Annotated in this window: 14 protein-coding genes; 10 read left to right on the forward strand and 4 right to left on the reverse strand. The window is 42.1% G+C overall.

The features are described from left to right. The first annotated feature begins 200 nt into the window (after positions 1-200). Together IQ13_RS15965 and IQ13_RS15970 are read left to right on the forward strand one after the other, a co-directional pair. Positions 201-1,751 (forward strand): sulfatase family protein, encoded by a 1,551-nt coding sequence (locus IQ13_RS15965; protein WP_144887607.1) that lies wholly within the window; start codon positions 201-203, stop codon positions 1,749-1,751. Between the two features lie 218 nt (positions 1,752-1,969). Next, positions 1,970-2,119 (forward strand): glycoside hydrolase family 92 protein, encoded by a 150-nt coding sequence (locus tag IQ13_RS15970; RefSeq protein ID WP_144887609.1) that lies wholly within the window; start codon positions 1,970-1,972, stop codon positions 2,117-2,119. Positions 2,120-2,252: 133 nt separating this feature from the next. Here IQ13_RS15970 and IQ13_RS15975 read toward each other — a convergent pair whose 3' ends face one another. Further along, positions 2,253-3,281 (reverse strand): glycoside hydrolase family 43 protein, encoded by a 1,029-nt coding sequence (locus tag IQ13_RS15975; RefSeq protein WP_242009569.1) that lies wholly within the window; start codon positions 3,279-3,281, stop codon positions 2,253-2,255. Positions 3,282-3,485: 204 nt separating this feature from the next. On the opposite strand from IQ13_RS15975, the gene IQ13_RS15980 reads away from it, so the two are divergent. The 4 genes from IQ13_RS15980 (at position 3,486) to IQ13_RS15995 (ending at position 11,945) form a co-directional block, all read left to right on the forward strand. Beyond that, positions 3,486-5,318, forward strand: coding sequence for a glycoside hydrolase family 2 protein (locus IQ13_RS15980; protein ID WP_144887611.1), 1,833 nt, complete (start codon positions 3,486-3,488; stop codon positions 5,316-5,318). 122 nt (positions 5,319-5,440) lie between these two features. Continuing rightward, positions 5,441-6,865, forward strand: a complete 1,425-nt coding sequence (locus IQ13_RS15985; protein ID WP_144887613.1) for a glycoside hydrolase family 125 protein — start codon at positions 5,441-5,443, stop codon at positions 6,863-6,865. Between the two features lie 170 nt (positions 6,866-7,035). Next, positions 7,036-7,632 carry a Crp/Fnr family transcriptional regulator gene (locus tag IQ13_RS15990; protein ID WP_144887615.1) on the forward strand — a complete coding sequence of 199 codons (597 nt, stop codon included), beginning with the start codon at positions 7,036-7,038 and terminating at the stop codon, positions 7,630-7,632. Between the two features lie 422 nt (positions 7,633-8,054). Then, positions 8,055-11,945 (forward strand): DUF8696 domain-containing protein, encoded by a 3,891-nt coding sequence (locus tag IQ13_RS15995; protein WP_144887617.1) that lies wholly within the window; start codon positions 8,055-8,057, stop codon positions 11,943-11,945. A gap of 196 nt (positions 11,946-12,141) precedes the next feature. On the opposite strand, the gene rbp is transcribed toward IQ13_RS15995, so the two are convergent. Then, positions 12,142-12,459, reverse strand: a complete 318-nt coding sequence (gene rbp, locus IQ13_RS16000; RefSeq protein WP_144887619.1) for an RNA-binding regulator — start codon at positions 12,457-12,459, stop codon at positions 12,142-12,144. Positions 12,460-12,721: 262 nt separating this feature from the next. Next, a complete protein-coding gene (locus IQ13_RS16005; protein ID WP_144887621.1) occupies positions 12,722-12,970 on the reverse strand; it encodes a hypothetical protein in 249 nt (82 codons plus the stop codon). 355 nt (positions 12,971-13,325) lie between these two features. On the opposite strand from IQ13_RS16005, the gene IQ13_RS16010 reads away from it, so the two are divergent. Further along, positions 13,326-14,255: a proline iminopeptidase-family hydrolase gene (locus IQ13_RS16010; protein ID WP_144887624.1), complete on the forward strand. Its 930-nt coding sequence runs from the start codon at positions 13,326-13,328 to the stop codon at positions 14,253-14,255. 246 nt (positions 14,256-14,501) lie between these two features. On the opposite strand, the gene IQ13_RS16015 is transcribed toward IQ13_RS16010, so the two are convergent. Further along, positions 14,502-15,113 carry a fibronectin type III domain-containing protein gene (locus IQ13_RS16015; RefSeq protein ID WP_144887626.1) on the reverse strand — a complete coding sequence of 204 codons (612 nt, stop codon included), beginning with the start codon at positions 15,111-15,113 and terminating at the stop codon, positions 14,502-14,504. 1,051 nt (positions 15,114-16,164) lie between these two features. On the opposite strand from IQ13_RS16015, the gene IQ13_RS16020 reads away from it, so the two are divergent. The 3 genes from IQ13_RS16020 (at position 16,165) to IQ13_RS16030 (ending at position 18,208) form a co-directional block, all read left to right on the forward strand. After that, the gene (locus IQ13_RS16020) at positions 16,165-16,839 is read left to right on the forward strand and encodes a hypothetical protein (RefSeq protein WP_144887628.1); all 675 of its coding nucleotides are present in this window, start codon (positions 16,165-16,167) and stop codon (positions 16,837-16,839) included. 226 nt (positions 16,840-17,065) lie between these two features. Continuing rightward, entirely contained in the window at positions 17,066-17,671 is a 606-nt protein-coding gene (locus IQ13_RS16025; protein ID WP_144887630.1) for a hypothetical protein, read from the forward strand. A 348-nt stretch (positions 17,672-18,019) separates the two neighbouring features. Next, entirely contained in the window at positions 18,020-18,208 is a 189-nt protein-coding gene (locus tag IQ13_RS16030) for a hypothetical protein (protein ID WP_144887632.1), read from the forward strand. The last annotated feature ends 42 nt before the right edge of the window (positions 18,209-18,250 follow it).

Below are 18,250 nucleotides of genomic sequence, written 5' to 3' on the forward strand. Positions count from 1 at the left end.
ACTGTATGAAACCCAGGACAGGTATAAGAATAAGTTTTTTTCTTACTACAACATTTACCTGTTTTTAAAAGCAGTTGGTTTTGCTCAAACGGTTGCATCTGATGTTCAGGAATGTTTTTTTTATCTTCATAGCTACAGTGGCTTCGGGAATGATAGCTTCGAAATAGCCGATATTCATCCTTCAACTTAAACTATTAACAATGCGTTTTTGTACTGTGCTTTTGATTGGTTTTTTATGTACAGCTGTTGATACTTCAAAAGCACAGCAGGTTTCAAAGAAAGCGCCCAATATTGTGATTATTATTTCCGATGATCATTCTTTTCAAACCATCGGTGCGTATGGAGGCAAATTCATGCAAACGCCCAATATCGATCGCATTGCAAAAGAAGGCGTTGTTTTTAATAAAGCTTATGTTACCAATTCAATCTGTGGTCCAAGCCGTGCAGTAATGCTAACAGGTAAATACAGTCATAAGAACGGATTTAAAGATAATGAACACTCCAGCTTCGATGGTTCGCAGAATACATTTATTAAAGAGCTTGGCAAGGTTGGTTATCAAACGGCATGGATTGGCAAGTGGCATTTGGAAACACAGCCGCAGGGATTTTCGTTCTGGCAAATATTGCCCGGTCAAGGAAGTTATTACAATCCGGATTTTTTAATGATGGATGGAACGAAAAAAAGAGTAGAGGGGTATGTAAGTACTGTGGTAGAAGATGTGGCAGAAAACTGGTTGGATAAAAGAGATCCTTCAAAACCTTTCTGCCTGGTGATCGGTCATAAGAACACGCACCGTACCTGGATGCCCGATCTGCAGGATCTGCGTACGTTTAACAACGTTACATTTCCATTGCCTGGTAATTTTTACGATAACTATCAAAACCGTGCGGCAGCAATGGTGCAGGATATGACCATTGATAAAACGATGCGCATAGGGTACGACTTAAAAATGTTCGACAGTAAAGAAGCTGAGGGAAAGGAGGGGAGTATTAATCGTATGAATGCAATGCAGCGGCAACAGTTTATGCAGTATTACGATTCCGTATACAACGATTTCAAAACTAAAAATCTTTCCGGTAAGGCATTGGTTGAATGGAAGTACCAACGGTACATGAAGGATTACCTGGCAACGGCTGCATCTCTCGATCGGAGTATTGGCCGCACACTTGCTTATCTCGATCAACATCAGCTCACAGAAAATACAATTGTTATTTACGTATCAGACCAGGGCTTTTACATGGGCGAACATGGTTGGTTTGATAAGCGTTTTATGTATGAGGAATCGTTTCGTACACCTATGCTCATGCGTTATCCCGGTAAGATTAAACCGGCAACTGTAAACAATAACCTGGTGATGAATCTTGATATTGCGCCAACAGTACTCCATGCTGCAGGAATAAAGCCACCGTCCGATATGCAGGGGAAATCTTTTTTGCCTTTGATTACAGGCGAAAAACAAAAGGGCAGGGGCGTTATGTATTATCATTATTACGAAAATGGAGAGCATGCAGTGTCGCCTCATTTTGGCATCAGTAATGGACGGTACAAATTGATCAGGTTTTATAAGCGTGTTGAAAGCTGGGAGTTGTATGATCTTGTAAACGATAAAAGTGAAATGAAGAATGTTTACGGAATGAAAGGTTATGAAAAGATTACAGTACAGCTGAAGAAAGAGTTGTTGAAGCAGATTACAATGTATGAAGATGTGGAAGCAAAACAGATTATGGAAGCAGGGCTTACTTCAAAGTAACAGATCAGGTCAATATTTCTTCATCGGGTAGTGGTTATGCAAGGCTCTTATTTTAGAATAACCGGTATAGCATGATTTAAACGTAGTTAATCAGCTTTTTCTTTTAAAGCACGGTTGAGGAAATTTAGTGCAGACGTTTGCACAGAATGTACACAAGATTAATAGCTATTTTAGCAATCATCAGTAGTTGAAAAGAATACCCGTTCCGGTTCTCCGGGATGGGCATTTTTTTATGGCATGACAAAAATGTATTTGACAAAGATGGTTTTGTAAAACGCAGAGATGCCAATGGTAATTTTTTACCCTATGCTGATCTGATGAACGGTGGTGAAATTGTGTTTGTGATGACGAATAAGCATGCAAAGTAATGTAATTGCTTTGCATGCAATTGTATAAGATAGTGTCTTTTCGAGCAGTAGTTTTGAGTTGAACAGCAACAGTTAAAGTAAACGGCAACTTTCCAGTTGCCGTTTTTATTATTCAAGTGCTCTTGCTTTCCTGTTATTTTTTTATTCTTCTTGCTTTTACTCCTTCATTCGTTATCACAACAGGCTTAATAAAGCCATTCTCATCAAACGATAGATACTCAATACAGGTTTCTCTTGAATTGCCGTCTTTTTCTGTTAACGGCCGGCGATGATAGATGGTATAGTATTCATCAGTGCCCGGTACATTGATCACTGAATGATGTCCGGCTCCGGTTGCAATCTTTGGATCCTGCTGCAAAATTTTTCCAACACGCTTAAATGGCCCGAATGGTGAATCACCAATAGCATAAGCCACACTGTAGTTAGGGCCAGTCCAGCCACCTTCCGACCACATGAAATAATATTTACCATTGCGGATAAACATGAAAGGTCCCTCCACATAACTTTCAGGTGTAATTTCTTTAAAGGTTGTGCCATCATTAAAAGGAACAAAGCCCGTGAAGTCGTCTTTTAATTGTGCAATATTGCAATGACGCCATCCGCCATAGATGAGATAGTACTTGCCGTCTTTATCATGAAACACAAACTGATCGATAGGCTGTGCACCATTGTAAAATTTATCAACCAGCGGTTTGCCTAAATGATCTTTGTACGGGCCTTGCGGTTTGTCTGCAACAGCAACACCAATGCCGCCGTATTCGTTGTTGTTTTGAATATCATTTGCGCCAAAGAACAGGTAGTACTTATTCTTCTTTTCAATGATAGATGGTGCCCATACTGCACGCTTCGCCCATTTAATAGCAGCGGTATCTAAAATGCGTTCATGCTTTGTCCAAGTAACAAGATCTTTTGATGAGAACGCATCAAAGAAAACCTGTTTGTTGTAAGGCGCAGAATAAGTAGGGAAGATCCAGTACTGTTTGTTAAAAATGATGGCTTCCGGATCGGCATACCAACCCTTGAACAACGGATTGCCCGACCATGCAGTATCTTTTGTAGTTTGTTGCGCACCTGCAGTAGCTGTACATGTAACGGTGAAGAGTAAGGGCAGCAACTGCTGTGCCATTAATTTGAATAAATGGGAAGTCCTGTTTGTTGTCATATACCGTTTCTTTAGCTGTTAATGTAGGAAAATAAAAGATTCCTCAACCGCCTAAAATTAACGCTCTACAGGCAAGTCAAAACTTAATGAAAATTAAATGAGCAACAAATGCCGTTCTACTGCTTTATTTTTACAAGGACTGTAAAATGGATTCGATACAGATTATGGTCGTTACAGACTGCTTATTTTTATAAACACATTCATATGAAACAATTGCTTGCAGGAGTACTGCTTTTTCTCTTCAGTCAACTACATGCTCAAAACACATGGAGCATTGTGCCCGGAAAAATTACAACCCCTTGGGCCGAGAAAGTAAACCCTGCCAACCCCTTGCCGGAATATCCCCGGCCACAGTTTGTACGTAGTAACAACTGGGTTAACCTGAATGGTAGTTGGGAATATGCTATTCTTTCAAAGAGTGAGCAAAGTATTCCTGCAGTAACACAGGGAAAAATTCTTGTACCGTTTGCTGTAGAATCTGCATTGTCGGGCGTAGGTAAAACAGTGGGTAAGGACAGTGTATTGTGGTATAAACGAGCTGTATCTGTTGCTGCTGCAAAAGGTAAAAATGTATTACTGCATTTTGGTGCGGTTGACTGGCAGTGTACTGTTTTTGTTAATGGTAAAGAAGTTGGCTCGCACCAGGGTGGTTACGATCCGTTTTCGTTTGATATAACCACTGCATTAAAGAAGGGCAATAAACAGGATATTGCTGTTCGAGTGTGGGATCCTTCTGATGATGGTCCGCAACCAAGAGGCAAGCAGGTGAAAAATCCGCACGGTATCTGGTACACACCCGTAACCGGTATCTGGCAAACGGTATGGGCCGAAACAGTTGCATCCACGTACATCTCAGAAATAAAGCAAACGCCGGATGTAGATAAAAGAGCAATTCATGTAAGTGCAAAAATCGAAGCGGTACAGCCCGGTGATGAATTGGTAGTAACTGTATTTGATGGAACAACAAAAGTGGCCGAACAAACTGTTGCCGATAATGGGCAAGCAATATTATCAATAGCAAATCCGAAACTATGGTCCACAACCAATCCTTTTCTGTATGATATAAAATATGACATTCTCCGTAAAGGAAAAGTAATTGATGAAGCGAAGAGCTATTTCGCTATGCGCAAAATTTCAATGAAAGCCGATGCAAATGGTATACAGCGGATGTTGTTGAATGATCAGTTTGTATTTCAGTATGGTCCGTTGGATCAGGGCTGGTGGCCCGATGGTTTATATACTGCACCAACAGATGAAGCATTGAAGTTCGATATTGAACAAACAAAAGCAATGGGCTTTAACATGATCCGTAAGCATGTGAAAGTGGAGCCTGCACGTTGGTATTACTATTGTGATGTAATGGGGATGTTGGTTTGGCAGGATATGCCGAGTGGCGACTTAGGCAATAACTGGGAAAGTCGTCCGGGTATTTATGGCCGTGCAACCGACAAGCAACGTACTGCAGAATCAGAATCGATCTTCCGTACAGAGTGGAAAGAAATTATGCAGGATCTGCACAACTTCCCGAGTATTGTGGTTTGGGTGCCGTTCAACGAAGCATGGGGGCAATTCAAAACAAAAGAAATTGTGGAGTGGACGATGCAGAAAGACCCCTCACGATTAGTGAACACAGCAAGCGGCGGCAACTTTGAGGCTGTAGGGCATATCACCGATCTGCACAACTATCCTGAACCATTAATGCCGCATCCTGATCTGTTTGGTAAAACAACCGTGTTAGTGTTAGGTGAGTTTGGTGGTTTGGGTTTGCCGGTAGAAAATCATACATGGCAAAATAAAAACAACTGGGGCTACCAGAGTTTTAAAAACAACACCGAGTTATGGAACAGGTATGCCGAATTTATTAACCGCATTCCGGCGCTTATTACAAAAGGGTTATCGGCAGCGGTGTACACCCAAACAACCGATGTGGAAGTTGAAACAAACGGGCTGATGACTTACGACCGCAAAGTAATAAAGATGCCTGTTGAGCAACTGAAGGCATTGCATCAGCAGCTTTACACAAACCAGGTGAAGTAAAACTTTGTGTTTAGTATAGAGATGCATCCTTAGATTGTTGTTACTGAAAAACAAAAGCATCATTTGAAAACGAATGGTTATACCGTTGATGTGCAGTAAACTTGCTTATTGAAATTTACACAATGAACAGAAAAGCGTTTATCCGTAATACAGGCATTGCAGGTGCCGGTGTTTTCTTTAGTCAACAGATATCGTTTTCCGGTACTTTTACCGATTATCCTGTGGTACGTGTTGCTGCAGAGAAACGTCATTTTCAAAGTGCAGCCATTGAGAAGGCGATTGCAGAATTTTCAGCGAAAGTAAAGAACAAAGAACTGGCCTGGTTATTCGGCAACTGTTTTCCCAATACATTGGATACAACCGTTTATCCCGGTACAAAAAACGGAAGACCAGATACGTATGTGATTACCGGTGATATTGATGCGATGTGGCTGCGTGACAGTACTGCGCAGGTATCGCCTTATCTGCCGTTTGTAAAAGAGGATAAGGCATTGCAGGAGTTGATTGCCGGTGTAATTAACAGGCAGGCATTTTGTATCAATAAAGATCCGTATGCCAATGCATTTTATAACGATGAAACAAAGCAAGGCGAATGGAAGACCGATTATACCGACATGAAGGCAGGTATTCATGAACGTAAATGGGAGATCGATAGTCTTTGCTATCCTGTACGCCTGGCATACAAGTATTGGAAAACAACCAATGATGTTGCTGTGTTTGATGAAACATGGAACAAAGCTGCAAAGTTGATTGTGCAAACATTTCGTGAGCAGCAACGTAAAACCGGTAAAGGCCCTTATAAATTTGAACGCAGAACAAGCTGGGCAACCGATGGAGTACCATTGGGCGGTTACGGTTATCCGGCAAAACCAGTGGGGTTAATCTTCTCGATGTTCCGGCCGAGTGATGATGCGACTATTTATCCGTTGTTTATTCCTGCTAACTTTTTTGCAGTTGTTAGCTTAAAGCAAATGGCTGAAATTTTTACTGCCGTGTATAAAGAGGCTGCTTTTGCAAATGAATGCATGGCATTGGCAACAGAGGTGGAAACAGCTATTAAACAATACGGCATTGTTACACATCCGCAATTTGGAAAAGTGTATGCGTACGAAGTTAACGGCTATGGTAGTTTCAATATAATGGACGATGCCAATGTGCCGAGTCTTTTATCGTTGCCTTACCTGGGAGCTGTTGCAGCAAATGATCCGGTGTATAGCAACACACGAAAATTTTTGTTGAGCGAATACAATCCGTTTTACTTTAAAGGAAAAGCGGGTGAAGGTATCGGTGGTCCGCATGTAGGTGTAGATATGATCTGGCCGTTGAGTATAGTTATGCGTGGGCTGACCAGTACAAGTGATCTGGAAATGAAGAAGTGTGTGGAAATGTTACAAAGGTCGCATGGCGGTACCGGGTTTATGCATGAAGCGTTTCATAAAGATGATGCAAAGAAATTCACCCGTTCGTGGTTTGCCTGGGCCAATACCATCTTCGGCGAATTTTTATGGAAAGTGTATAAAGAAAAGCCGCATTTGCTGAATGCATAGAAAATAGTTGAAATAGGGTGAGCGCTGTTTTAGAGGCTGCTGTTATATGCTGCTATCATACAGTATCTGGTACTGGTGTGCTGTTTACATACGTTTTGCAAAATCGAAAAGATGTTCTTGCCATTGCCTTTTATAAGTTTTATTTTTGATGTATTACCCAAACGCAACGAATGCATCAATTACCACCTGATTTTACCGGAATCTTTTATGTATTGAATAACCTTCATCCACAACCTTCATTTGTGTCTGCATATTTTCAGCAACATCTTGAAGCAGTTACTTATACCAAAGGGAGCTTGTTGCTGGAAGCCGGTTCAATGAATGAGTTTGTCTATTTTATCGAAAAAGGAATTGTGCGAGGTTTTATACGAGATGCAGGCAAAGACATTACGACATGGATTTCCTGCGAAAATGAATTTGTAACCTCCATTTCAGGTCTTGTGTATAATGCGCCTGCGCTTGAAAGCATTGAAACTATTGAACACTGTAGTTTGTATCGTATGCCCGTTGCTGCATTAGATAAGTTGTACAGCGAATACCCCGAATTTAACATTACAGCCCGCATACTCTATCAACGATATTACGGTGATGCAGAACGCCGTGCATTTATAGCACGACTTTCGGCTGCGGAAGACCGTTATCGTTTCTTTCTTGATTATTATGCGCACCTGGCTAACCGTGTTCCTTTAAAATTCATTGCATCTTTTCTTGGTATTACAGTCGAAACCTTGAGTCGAGTGCGTAAAAAACTGTCCATTCAGTATTAGTAGGGCAGTTTGTATGTGTAGCTGTATAGCTATTGCTAAGTGCTTACACGGATGGCTTTGACGAATGTCAAAAAAAGCGTTGGTAAGTGTTTGCTATTAGTGTAATATCGGTTTTAACATGATAGTTTTACAGTGTAAAATCATCCTCATTACCCTTTAAAATCCATTATCATGTATGCCGTTATTTCCCCTCCTTAGTTTTAATTACTTCGTTTGTTTATTGCCGTCAGGCAGAGCAAATCAATTCTGATTCATTTAAGGTATGGTGTCTGCTCTTTTACCTCCGCATTACTGGTAAAGAGCTGTAGCACCTGCAATATTCCGGCAGCTACTGGCAAGATTCGTATTGCCAACAGCACAGTTATGTTTTGTCGGAAAACTTTAAAAGGTCAACAATATCCATTACAAAAAAACAACAACTTATGAGTATGCTTCTTAAACGACTGCTCTTCGTCTTTTTTCTTTCTGTTCTGAGTCAGATCGCCTCCGCACAGTTAACAAAAATCTATTACATTAACAGTCCTTCGCAGCTAACAAAGTCGAACCATGTTAACTGCGGTGTTCATTATACGGATTGGGATAATCCCGAATTTGGTTTCAAATGGACTGATAATTTACCGGCGGGTGTTACCATCAACAGTGTGCAGATAGAATTGAATATGGGCCTGAATTTCGGCTATATGTCAACATCCACCAATCTTAATGGCGCTTCACAAGGAGATATGATGGGAATGACGGACTACTGGGATTGTATGGACCGTACAGAAATCATCAGCCCATCGATTACAACCGGAGATTATGTAAGGGGTGGATTGAATACGTTTGTGTTTGATGCCGGATGGGGTAGTCTTTACCTTTGTAAAACGCCATCACTCAACAACAGTTTTGCAAAAGTAACGGTGTCGTATACGCCGGCTTTTCCGGGTGGTGCAGCCCCAACAATCAGTTCGCTGAGTACGGGCAGTGGTTTACCCTGCAGTCAGGTAACAATATATGGCACAAACTTTACTAATAGTGTAAACTATGTAGTGTTTAACGATGCATTGGCGACTGATTTTACTGTTATCAGCGCAACCGAATTAGTGGCAACGGTACCTGCAGATGCAACAAGCGGCCCCATTAAAGTATTAAATAATGGGGGTATGGCAACTTCAACCGATTTGTTTACGGTAAACACGCCGGCTGCTCCCGTTATTACAGGCATCAGTGCAACCAGTGGTACTGTTAATAATACATTGGTTATTACCGGTACCGATTTTTCGTGCGCTACTGCGGTAACCATAGGTGGTACAGCTGTAAAATCGTTTACTGTAAACAGTACAACACAAATAACGGCCATTGTTGGTTATGGTACAACCGGTTCGGTAGATGTAACCACACCCGGAGGAACAGGTAGTTATGGTACTTATACCTATGCAAGCCCCTCAGCTGCAGGCCAGATGAACATCAGTGGCAGCAGCAGTTTGAATAATACCTCTGCCAATACTGCAACCATCGTGTCGCCCGAACTAACGGTAACGTCTAACGGCTTAATTGATGGATTTACCGTTTCTATTTCAGAAGGCTACACAGCAGGTGATGAGTTAGGTTACAGCGGTGCATTGCCATCAGGCATCAGTACAACGGGTTTTAACAGTACAACCGGTGTACTTGTATTTACCGGTTCAATGCTGGCAGCCGATTGGCAGGAGTTTTTACGTAGAGTAACATTTCAGTCAACATCCAGTATTTGTTTTCCTGAAAGAAGAAAGGTAAGTTTTACGGCGGGAAACCGTTTTTATAATCCACTTACCGGACATTTTTATGAATACGTAAATGCAAGTATTGATTGGCCCGATGCAAAAAATGCAGCTGCCGCCCGTTCTTTCTTTGGCAGACAAGGGTACCTGGCAACGATTACTTCGCCTGCCGAAAATAATTTTATCTGGAAGATTATGAACTCCGATGCATGGTTTGGAGCTTCAGACGATTACATGCAGATTAATGAAGCCGTAGGTTCTGTGCTGTATGCAGATCAGTCAGCTGCAGAAGCTAACTATTACTGGATTACCGGACCCGAAAAGGGACAACAGTTCTCGATCAATAATACTCCAAATGTAACTTCGTTTAACGGTCGGTATCAAAACTGGGCACCCGGCGAACCTAATAACTGCTGCGGCGGTGAGCATTATGCACAAATTTATTCATCAGGTTCCGGTCAATGGAATGATCTTTTCCCGAACAGCCTCTCCTATATCGTAGAGTACGGCGATATGCCCGGCGATAATACCAGCAACAATGTGGTGTTTACAAAAGAACTTGCTGTTGCAGGTGCATCAAGCGGAAGCATCAGTGGTGGTAATGTTACAGTATGTGAAGGCACGAACAGTACTACACTTACACTCAATAATCTTACCGGTTCGGTAGAACAGTGGGAGTGGAGTTATGATAATTTCCTTACAGCTGGTACGGCTATCAGCAATAACACAACGTCGTTGGTTGTAGAAAATATCAGCCAGACTACTTATTACAGAGCAGTGGTTAACTCAACAAGTCCTGCAACTTGCAACAGTTTGGCAACATCAGCTGTTCCTGTAATTGTTGCTGTAACAGAACCCGGTACAGTAGATGCAGTTAACAACACTATTTGCGAAGGCACACAAGCTGAGCTTACTTTGTTTGGTAACAGTGGCGATGTTTTGCAATGGCAGGTTGCAACCGATGCAGGTTTTACAAACCCAACCACCATCAACAATACCACTACAACGCTTAACCACACGCTCAGTACTGCGGGTACCTATTACTTCCGTGCACAGGTTCAAAACAATGGTTGCGGTGCAGCTGAGTGGAGTACAGCCAAAACAATTTCTGTAAATGTTGGAACGCCGCCGGTAGGTGGTTCGGTTAACAGTTTTGAACACCTGGCCGGTACACAAAGCGGTACACTTACACTCAGCGGAAATACCGGTACAGTGAGTAAATGGCAGGCTTCAACTGATAATGGATTAATCTGGACAGACATCAGTAACACGAATGCAACGTACGATTATACAGTAAACAGCAGCACGCAATTCCGTGCAGTGGTAACCAATGCAGGTTGTGGCAGTGCTTACAGTAATGCAGGTACAGTGCGAGTGTATGCCAATAATCAATATGTATGGAAGGGAACCAATAATACTGATTGGAATACAAATGGTAACTGGCTTGAAAATACAAAGCCTGTAACTGGCGCAGATGTAATCATCAGCAATACTGCGGCAAATCACCTGGTAATCGATCAACAGTATACATTGAATGAGCTCGATTTTAATGGATCGAACCGCAAAGTGCAACTGGGGAATTACAACCTGATACTGAATAATATCATTGGCGCTGATGCCAATAACTATTTCCAGACAAATGGTATAGGGCAATTACGCAAGAGTATTGCGAATGGCAGCAGCTTTGCGTTCCCGGTTGGTAACAGCACCTACAATCCGGTAACTATTTCCAACAACACCGGTGCCGGCGATCAGTTCAGCGTTCGTGTATTGGATGAAGTATATGCAAACGGCAGTAACGGTTCGCTTGTTACTTTAAGCCGTGTACAACGCACCTGGGATATTAGTAAAGCAAATTCTAATGCTGGCAGCGGTATCAACTTTGTATTCAATTGGAATGCAGGCGATATTCCGCAACCATTGTCAAGCGCAGCATTGTACCATTATGGAACAAGCTGGGATAAACAAACCGGAACAACCAACAGCACATCTACCAGTCTTACCTATACGGGTTATACCGGCAGCTTCTCTCCATTTGCAGTAATGGAGTCAAGTTCTACACTGCCTGTAAGCTGGCTCAGCTTTACAGCAGCACGTAAAGAGCAAACAGTGCAGCTGCAATGGCAAACTGCTACCGAGCAAAACACAAAAGATTTTGTGGTGCAGCACAGCACCGGTAACAGCAGCTGGAGCAGCATTGGTACTGTGGCAGCAGCAGGTAACAGCCAGAGTGTAAGTAATTACAAGTTTACACATCTGCAGCCGGTTGAAGGCAGCAATTACTACCGTTTAATTCAGCGTGATGTGGATGGTAAACAAAGCATCAGCAAAACCGTACAGGTACAGTTTACAACGGCGGCACGTATGCAGGTTTATCCAACACCTGTAACCAACGGTGTGCTGCATGTGAAATTACCGGCCGATGCGGTAATCCGTATCTACAACAGCAACGGTAGTTTGGTGCTTGAGCAAAAAGGCAAGGCAGGTTTGCAACAACTGCAACTAAGCCTGCTTGGTAAAGGAAGTTACTACCTGCGTGCAGGTACAGAAACAGCAACCATTTTAGTGCAGTAGTTTCAATCAAGGTTTATAATCGAGTAAAGCCGGAGCAGCAATGCTTCGGCTTTTTTATTGCATGCCGTGCAGACAAGCTTGGTGGGTATAAGCCGGTTTGCTGTTAAATTATGAACAACAATACGTATATGCTAAAGATTACAGGACAATAAAAAAGCCCTGCCAATTGGCAAGGCTTTTTATGCGAACAGTAAGATTAGTAACGATTCTTATTATAACTTCTGTTGTTGTTGAAGTTACCACCGCCGCTGAAGTTGCGTGCTGGTCTGTCTTCTTTTGGCTTTGCTTCTGAAACTTTAATAGCTCTGCCTTCTACAGTAGCGCCATCGAGTTCTGCAATTGCTTTTTTCGCAGCAGCATCATCACTCATTTCCACGAAACCGAAACCACGTGAGCGGCCCGATTCACGGTCGTTGATAATTTTAGCTGAAGAAACTTCTCCGTAAGGAGTAAAAAATTCTCTTAAATCTTCGTCTTCTACGTTGAAGCTTAAGTTTGAAACAAAAATGTTCATGTTTGTTTAAATTAAATTGTCATCAATACTTGAGAAAGGCAAGAAGTAAGAAACTAACTAAGATGCGAATAAACAGCAGACTAATTAACCATTACGGTGCGAGGCTCAAATTAACAGGGCGAAGGTACGCTTATAATTCGGAATATGCACAAGAATCTTTTTCAAAGAGGGGCGGTTCATTAACCATGCCCCTCTTTGTTGTTCGGAAAGCTGCGGTAATGTGTTTGTGCTGAACCTGTTATAGCTTGCCGTGTGCCGGTCTTCAGCCAAATAACTCATTGATGGAAATGGACTGAAGGTAGGGCGAAAGGGCCGTAGTGTTATCGAACACACGGTATTCCTGTATTGCCCGGTTTTTGAAACTGCACCAGGTTTCGATGTAATAGTAGTCCAGCTGAAACAGGAAGATCATGTGTTGTTCCTGCTGCCGTTTACCAATTAAAACCCCGAGGTGCAGAACAGTTTCTTTCTTTTGTTGCTCATCTAACAGAATAAATTCGGATAGCCTCATTGTAATGCAGTTTACTTGTTAATGAATACTAACTTTTTAAACGATGCCTGAACAAAGACGGTTGATCTGAAACAGATCCTGAATAACTAAAAAAATGAAATTGTGCTAAGTGCGCTGTACCTGAGCTGAACGGATATACAAGAATCTACAGCGATAGCATAAAGTTAGCAGATTTCTATTCTTTTGCAGAAAAATAATTGCAGTTGCTGGGGAGGTTAGCTGTGAGTGGTGAGTTCGTTGGCCCCAGAGGCTGCTGCAACCAACCCCGGACAGTAAGCAAACCAATTCTCCATCTTCAAAAATAAATGCATCTTGCATAATGAATTTTTCAGCCAACCAATCAAACTAAACCCTCATGTTTCAACGGCTTTTTGTTTTTGCAGTTTTGCTTATCGCTCTTTCATCCTGTTCGCATCAACACATTAAAGAAGGGGAGGGCTATCTACAGGTGGAAGGAGGCTCGATCTGGTACAAGGTTATTGGCAGTGGCAACAAAACCCCGATTGTACTGCTGCATGGCGGACCCGGTTTTCCCAGTTACTCGTTAACGCCTTTGTTTGCCTTAGCTACAGACAGGCAGGTGATTGTGTACGATCAACTTGGCTGTGGCCGTTCAAGTAATTTGAATGATACAGCATTGATGAATATCGCATCTCAGTTGAAAGACTTAAAGACGCTTCTGCAAAAGCTGGAGATAACCGATTTTTATTTATACGCACATTCTTACGGAACGATGTTGGCGGCTGAGTATTATTTTAAAAACGAAAACCTGCCCAAGGCCTTGATCCTGGCAAGTCCTTGTATGAGTGCGAAAAGATGGGAGCTTGATGCAGATACCCTGATGAATTCGATGGACGCAGTATACCGTAAGCCTTTGCAAAACTTTAAAGCGGGCAACTATAAGGATACGGCGCTTTATTCGGAAGCAATCAAAAAATACTACAGCAGTTTTTATAACAGAAAGATGAACAGCTACATTGATTCGTCTATTGCCCGAAGTGGTAAAGCACTGTATGTACACATGTGGGGTAAAGAGGAGTTTACAGTAACCGGTAATTTAAAAAATTATAACCGCATCAATGATCTGCATCAAATCAAGATTCCAACCCTGTTTACCGCAGGTGAGTTTGATGCGGCACGGCCGGCAACGGTAAAATATTATCAGAGCCTTACACCCAATTCGAAGTTTGTCTTGATTGAAAATGCGGCCCATTCAACCATGAACGATAATACAACGGCAGATCTTAATGCTATCAGTTCGTTTATACAGTCAATTGAAGAATAAACGATTGAAGCCTTTCGGCACACGGGCAGCGCCAGGCTCACGAAGGAGTTTTGGCATGTGCGGCTTTTGTTGCAGTATTTCGTGACGGAGAAAGCCAACACTTATTGAACGTCTTTGCGAGCTCCTGTATTTGGCGAAGCAATCTCTATCTTCGGAGACCGGACTTCAAACCATCAACCATAAACAACAAAGCCGCCCCAAACGGCGGCTTTTTATCATCCTTAACAATCAACCAGCTGTTCATCATTAAATTACCATGCGGCTCACTGCATCGCTGTACAGCAGCTGGTTATTGGTACCAATTGCCCCTACACGGCAATAGTACACCGTACCCGGCTGTAAGTTGGTAAACTGCATGCGGCTGGTAGTACCTGTAGTACTTACCCAGCTGCCGGGCGCCATGGTGGCATCGGTGGTATACTCATGAAAGTAGGCATGCGCACCTTTTACTGCTTTTACACTTACCAGCAGCGTACCGGGGGCGGCACCATTATCAACCCGCAGGTTTTCGGGGCGGGTAAGCACCACCGGCTGCGGATCTTTGCTGATGTCGAAACCCGAACTGAGAATCATGGCTGCATCGCCGTTGGCCGTAAGGTTTACATACGTACACAGGCTGCGTAACACATTTTCCAGTTCGGCCCGTTTGGCATTTTTATCGGCCACATCGGCACGGTTACCCGTAAGGGCTTTTACCAGTGCAGAGCTGTAATTGTCTGCTGCAGTTTCCAATGCAGCTAAGCTGGGCGTTGGGGTGGGGAAATTCGCATTACCCGTCATGTTGCTGATAATGCTGTGGGTTTTGCTTTCCAGGTTACCGTCGGACATTCTGGAAAAAGAGCTGATCGCTTTTTTCATAGATTTTGGTTTAAAAAATGCTTGAAATATCTATGCTAAACCAGCCATGCAAAGCAGAGCAGATGTTTAACACAGGTTGACGCAACAAAGCAAAAAAACAAAACCTGCAACTGCAAGTACCCGAAAAGTGGTATGGCCAACCCCTTGCAAAAACCGCCTAAAAGTTTATTTTAATAGATGAATAAGAGGGACGCATGGCCCTGTAACCCTTGCTGCTGCTGCGTTTGCGCATGTGGAATTTCCGTAACAAAGGGCAAAACTGCGTAAATATTTTTTGGAGCAACCGGCCAAACAGCTTTGTTTTTTGCCTGCAGCAGTTGGTAAAAAGCAAAGAGAAAGCGCTTTGTACAACTGCACAAAACCATTGCAGCAGCAACAGAAGACCGCTGTATGGTTAACAGCAGGGCTTTGTATAACCAACAGAAAGCCATTGTATAGTTAACAGCAAGGCTTTGTATAACCAACAGAAAGCCTCTGTATAGTTAACAGCAAGGCTTTGTATAACCAACAGAAAGCCTTTGTATAGTTAAAAGCAAGGCTTTGTATAACCAACAGAAAGCCTCTGTATAGTTAACAGCAAGGCTTTGTATAACCAACAGGAAGCCTCTGCATGGTTAACAGCAGGGCTTTGTATAACCAACAGGAAGCCTTTGTATGGTTAACAGAACAGCTTTGTAGAACCAGCAGATGTGCAATGTATTGGCAACAGCCGCCTGCAGAACCTGTCCTGCACAGCCTTCATCTGTCTACTGCACAACAGCAACTGGCCTTGCAATGAAGTATACACGGCAATCGGAGCCTGATGCAACCGGCATTAAAAAACAATGAAAGAGAATAGATTGATTTTGAAGTGCAGTTATAAGCCGTGTGCAAACACTTATGAAACGTTTGCACACGATTATTGTAAAGTTGTATTTGCGCAACCAACAATACAAAAAGGCGAATGCTAAATGATTGAAAAACAAGCTTTGTTATTTGGGAGATGTTGCGTATAATAGCAGAAATACACGTGTTGCCTGCAAGCTTATAGCGACATTCGACAATTCCCAATATGACATACGAGTTAGAGAAAAAAATATGGACTGATAAAGATTTTGAGCAAATGGGTTGGCACGACTGCCGCATTTATAAAATTCGTTTGACAGACGATTTGGAACTTGATATTGACTACATTCTGCAATGGAATAAACCAGACCTTGAAGGAATGCCTTTTACGTTTTGGGTTGCACCGGCGACATTAGTTTTTAAGAACATCAAAAATCCCCATCTTGACATCGACACATCATTTAATGATGCAATCGAAATTGAAGACATAGAACGAACACAAGAGAATCATATTACTCGTTGGACAATCATCACACAGCAGGGCGACTTTGAGTTTATAAGCGAAGGATATGAACAATTCATTCGCCAAGAGCCATTCTTTGAGTTTGGTCAGACAATTTCATTCATTGAACGCAATGGCATTTCACTTGACAGAACAACGAATCAGGAAAATTTAAATAGAACCCGAGAAGACATTGTTGAGCGAAGAAAAAAAGATTTGGAGCATTACGAGAATGCGAAAAAGCGACATCTCAAAAAACAAGAGACAGAATACCTTGACAAAGCAAGAGAGAATAACGAAATCGACACAAAGCAATATCTCTTAAAGAAAAAAGAGATTAAAGAAATGCTCGACTATTATGACCATTGGTTAAAGAATACAATATTTGAAAATTGGTAACAAGACAGAAAGCCAGCAGGCAACAAACGCATTTGTGCTATTGGGGTGCGACGCAAAGCGTCGTTCAACAGCAGTAACGCTGTTCAGCTTTTGTCACAGCTGACATTTACTATTAAGCAACAGAATAAATTTTCTACTTTAGTTCTTCGTTCAGCAGGCGTCGCCGGGGCGACGAATAGATGAAGTCCCCAACAGCACAAATGCCTGAACGTTGTAGGCAATTTTAATGGACACATCCTTTCATATCAAAAATTGGTTGACAACGGCTTTTGAAGAGCCAGTGGACAGAATAAATGAAACATATTATTTTGACAAGTTGTACAATCAATTTTTCTCAATTTTTATTACAGACTATTATCTTTTAGAAGAAGAACCAGACACAAACATTCAGTCGCCATATAGTGACAAAGATTTACAGCTACTCAAAGACAGAGTAAATAGAATTGAAAGTAAGGACAGTTCAATAGTATATATTCCAAGACTATCGATTGATGAAAGGAAACAAATAATAAAAGAGTTTTTAGAGCGGAATCCACAATCGTTTGACAATGAAAAATCCCAGTTACTTATTGACGACGAAACAGGACGAAACTATTTCGACCTAAAGGAAATCAGCAACGGACTAAAATCTGAATGGAAGATTTTCAAAGTGACAAAGATTTTAGAAAAAGCAGAAACCTTTTGTAATCTTAGTAACATTGACATTGAATCTGCATCACTTTGGACAGACACTAAAGTAACTAGCATCAGTTGGGACTTAACAGAACCTAAAAATAAAACGGTGGACAAAGAACTAAAAGTTGAAAAGAAAGTGTGGTGGAAATTTTGGTGATGTGTCTCGACAAAACTGCCTACAACATTGGGTTTTATGCAAGTAGGGCTTGACATTGTAACATCAGCTATTTGCAAATCCCAGCTTCAGTTCCAGCAGACGAATATCTATCGGCTTTTGTACTTAACTTCATCAACATATTTTCAATCGGCAGCGGTTATCGGCAGACGGAATACTAATTCCCAACCTGCATAAAGCCCTGCTCGTTAGCGGCTATTAGTTCGACCCCAAAAGCCAAAACAACGTGCGACACATTCCCTTCGCCGCTGAGTCTTCGCACTTCAAAGGCGATGTCTGGCAGCGCCGACTCGCCGTCAAGAAGAAATTACAAACAGCCTTTTTTTGCACATGAAGACGATTGCTACGGCATTGTTTTGCTCACGTCGGCATCCCCGCCAACAGGTAATAAGTCAACATCAAACAGATTGTTCGTTTGTTGGCGAGTACGCCAACAACAGCACACCACCAGCAACCGTTACAACCGACACAGCTTTCTCAAAAAATAAGTTGCAGCAAATCAACAGCATCGCACAGTAGTACTGCAAATAAGCTCAGTAAATATGCCGTACCTTTCAACCT

The sequence above is a fragment of the Lacibacter cauensis genome, from assembly GCF_007830055.1.
GTDB classification, from domain to species: domain Bacteria; phylum Bacteroidota; class Bacteroidia; order Chitinophagales; family Chitinophagaceae; genus Lacibacter; species Lacibacter cauensis.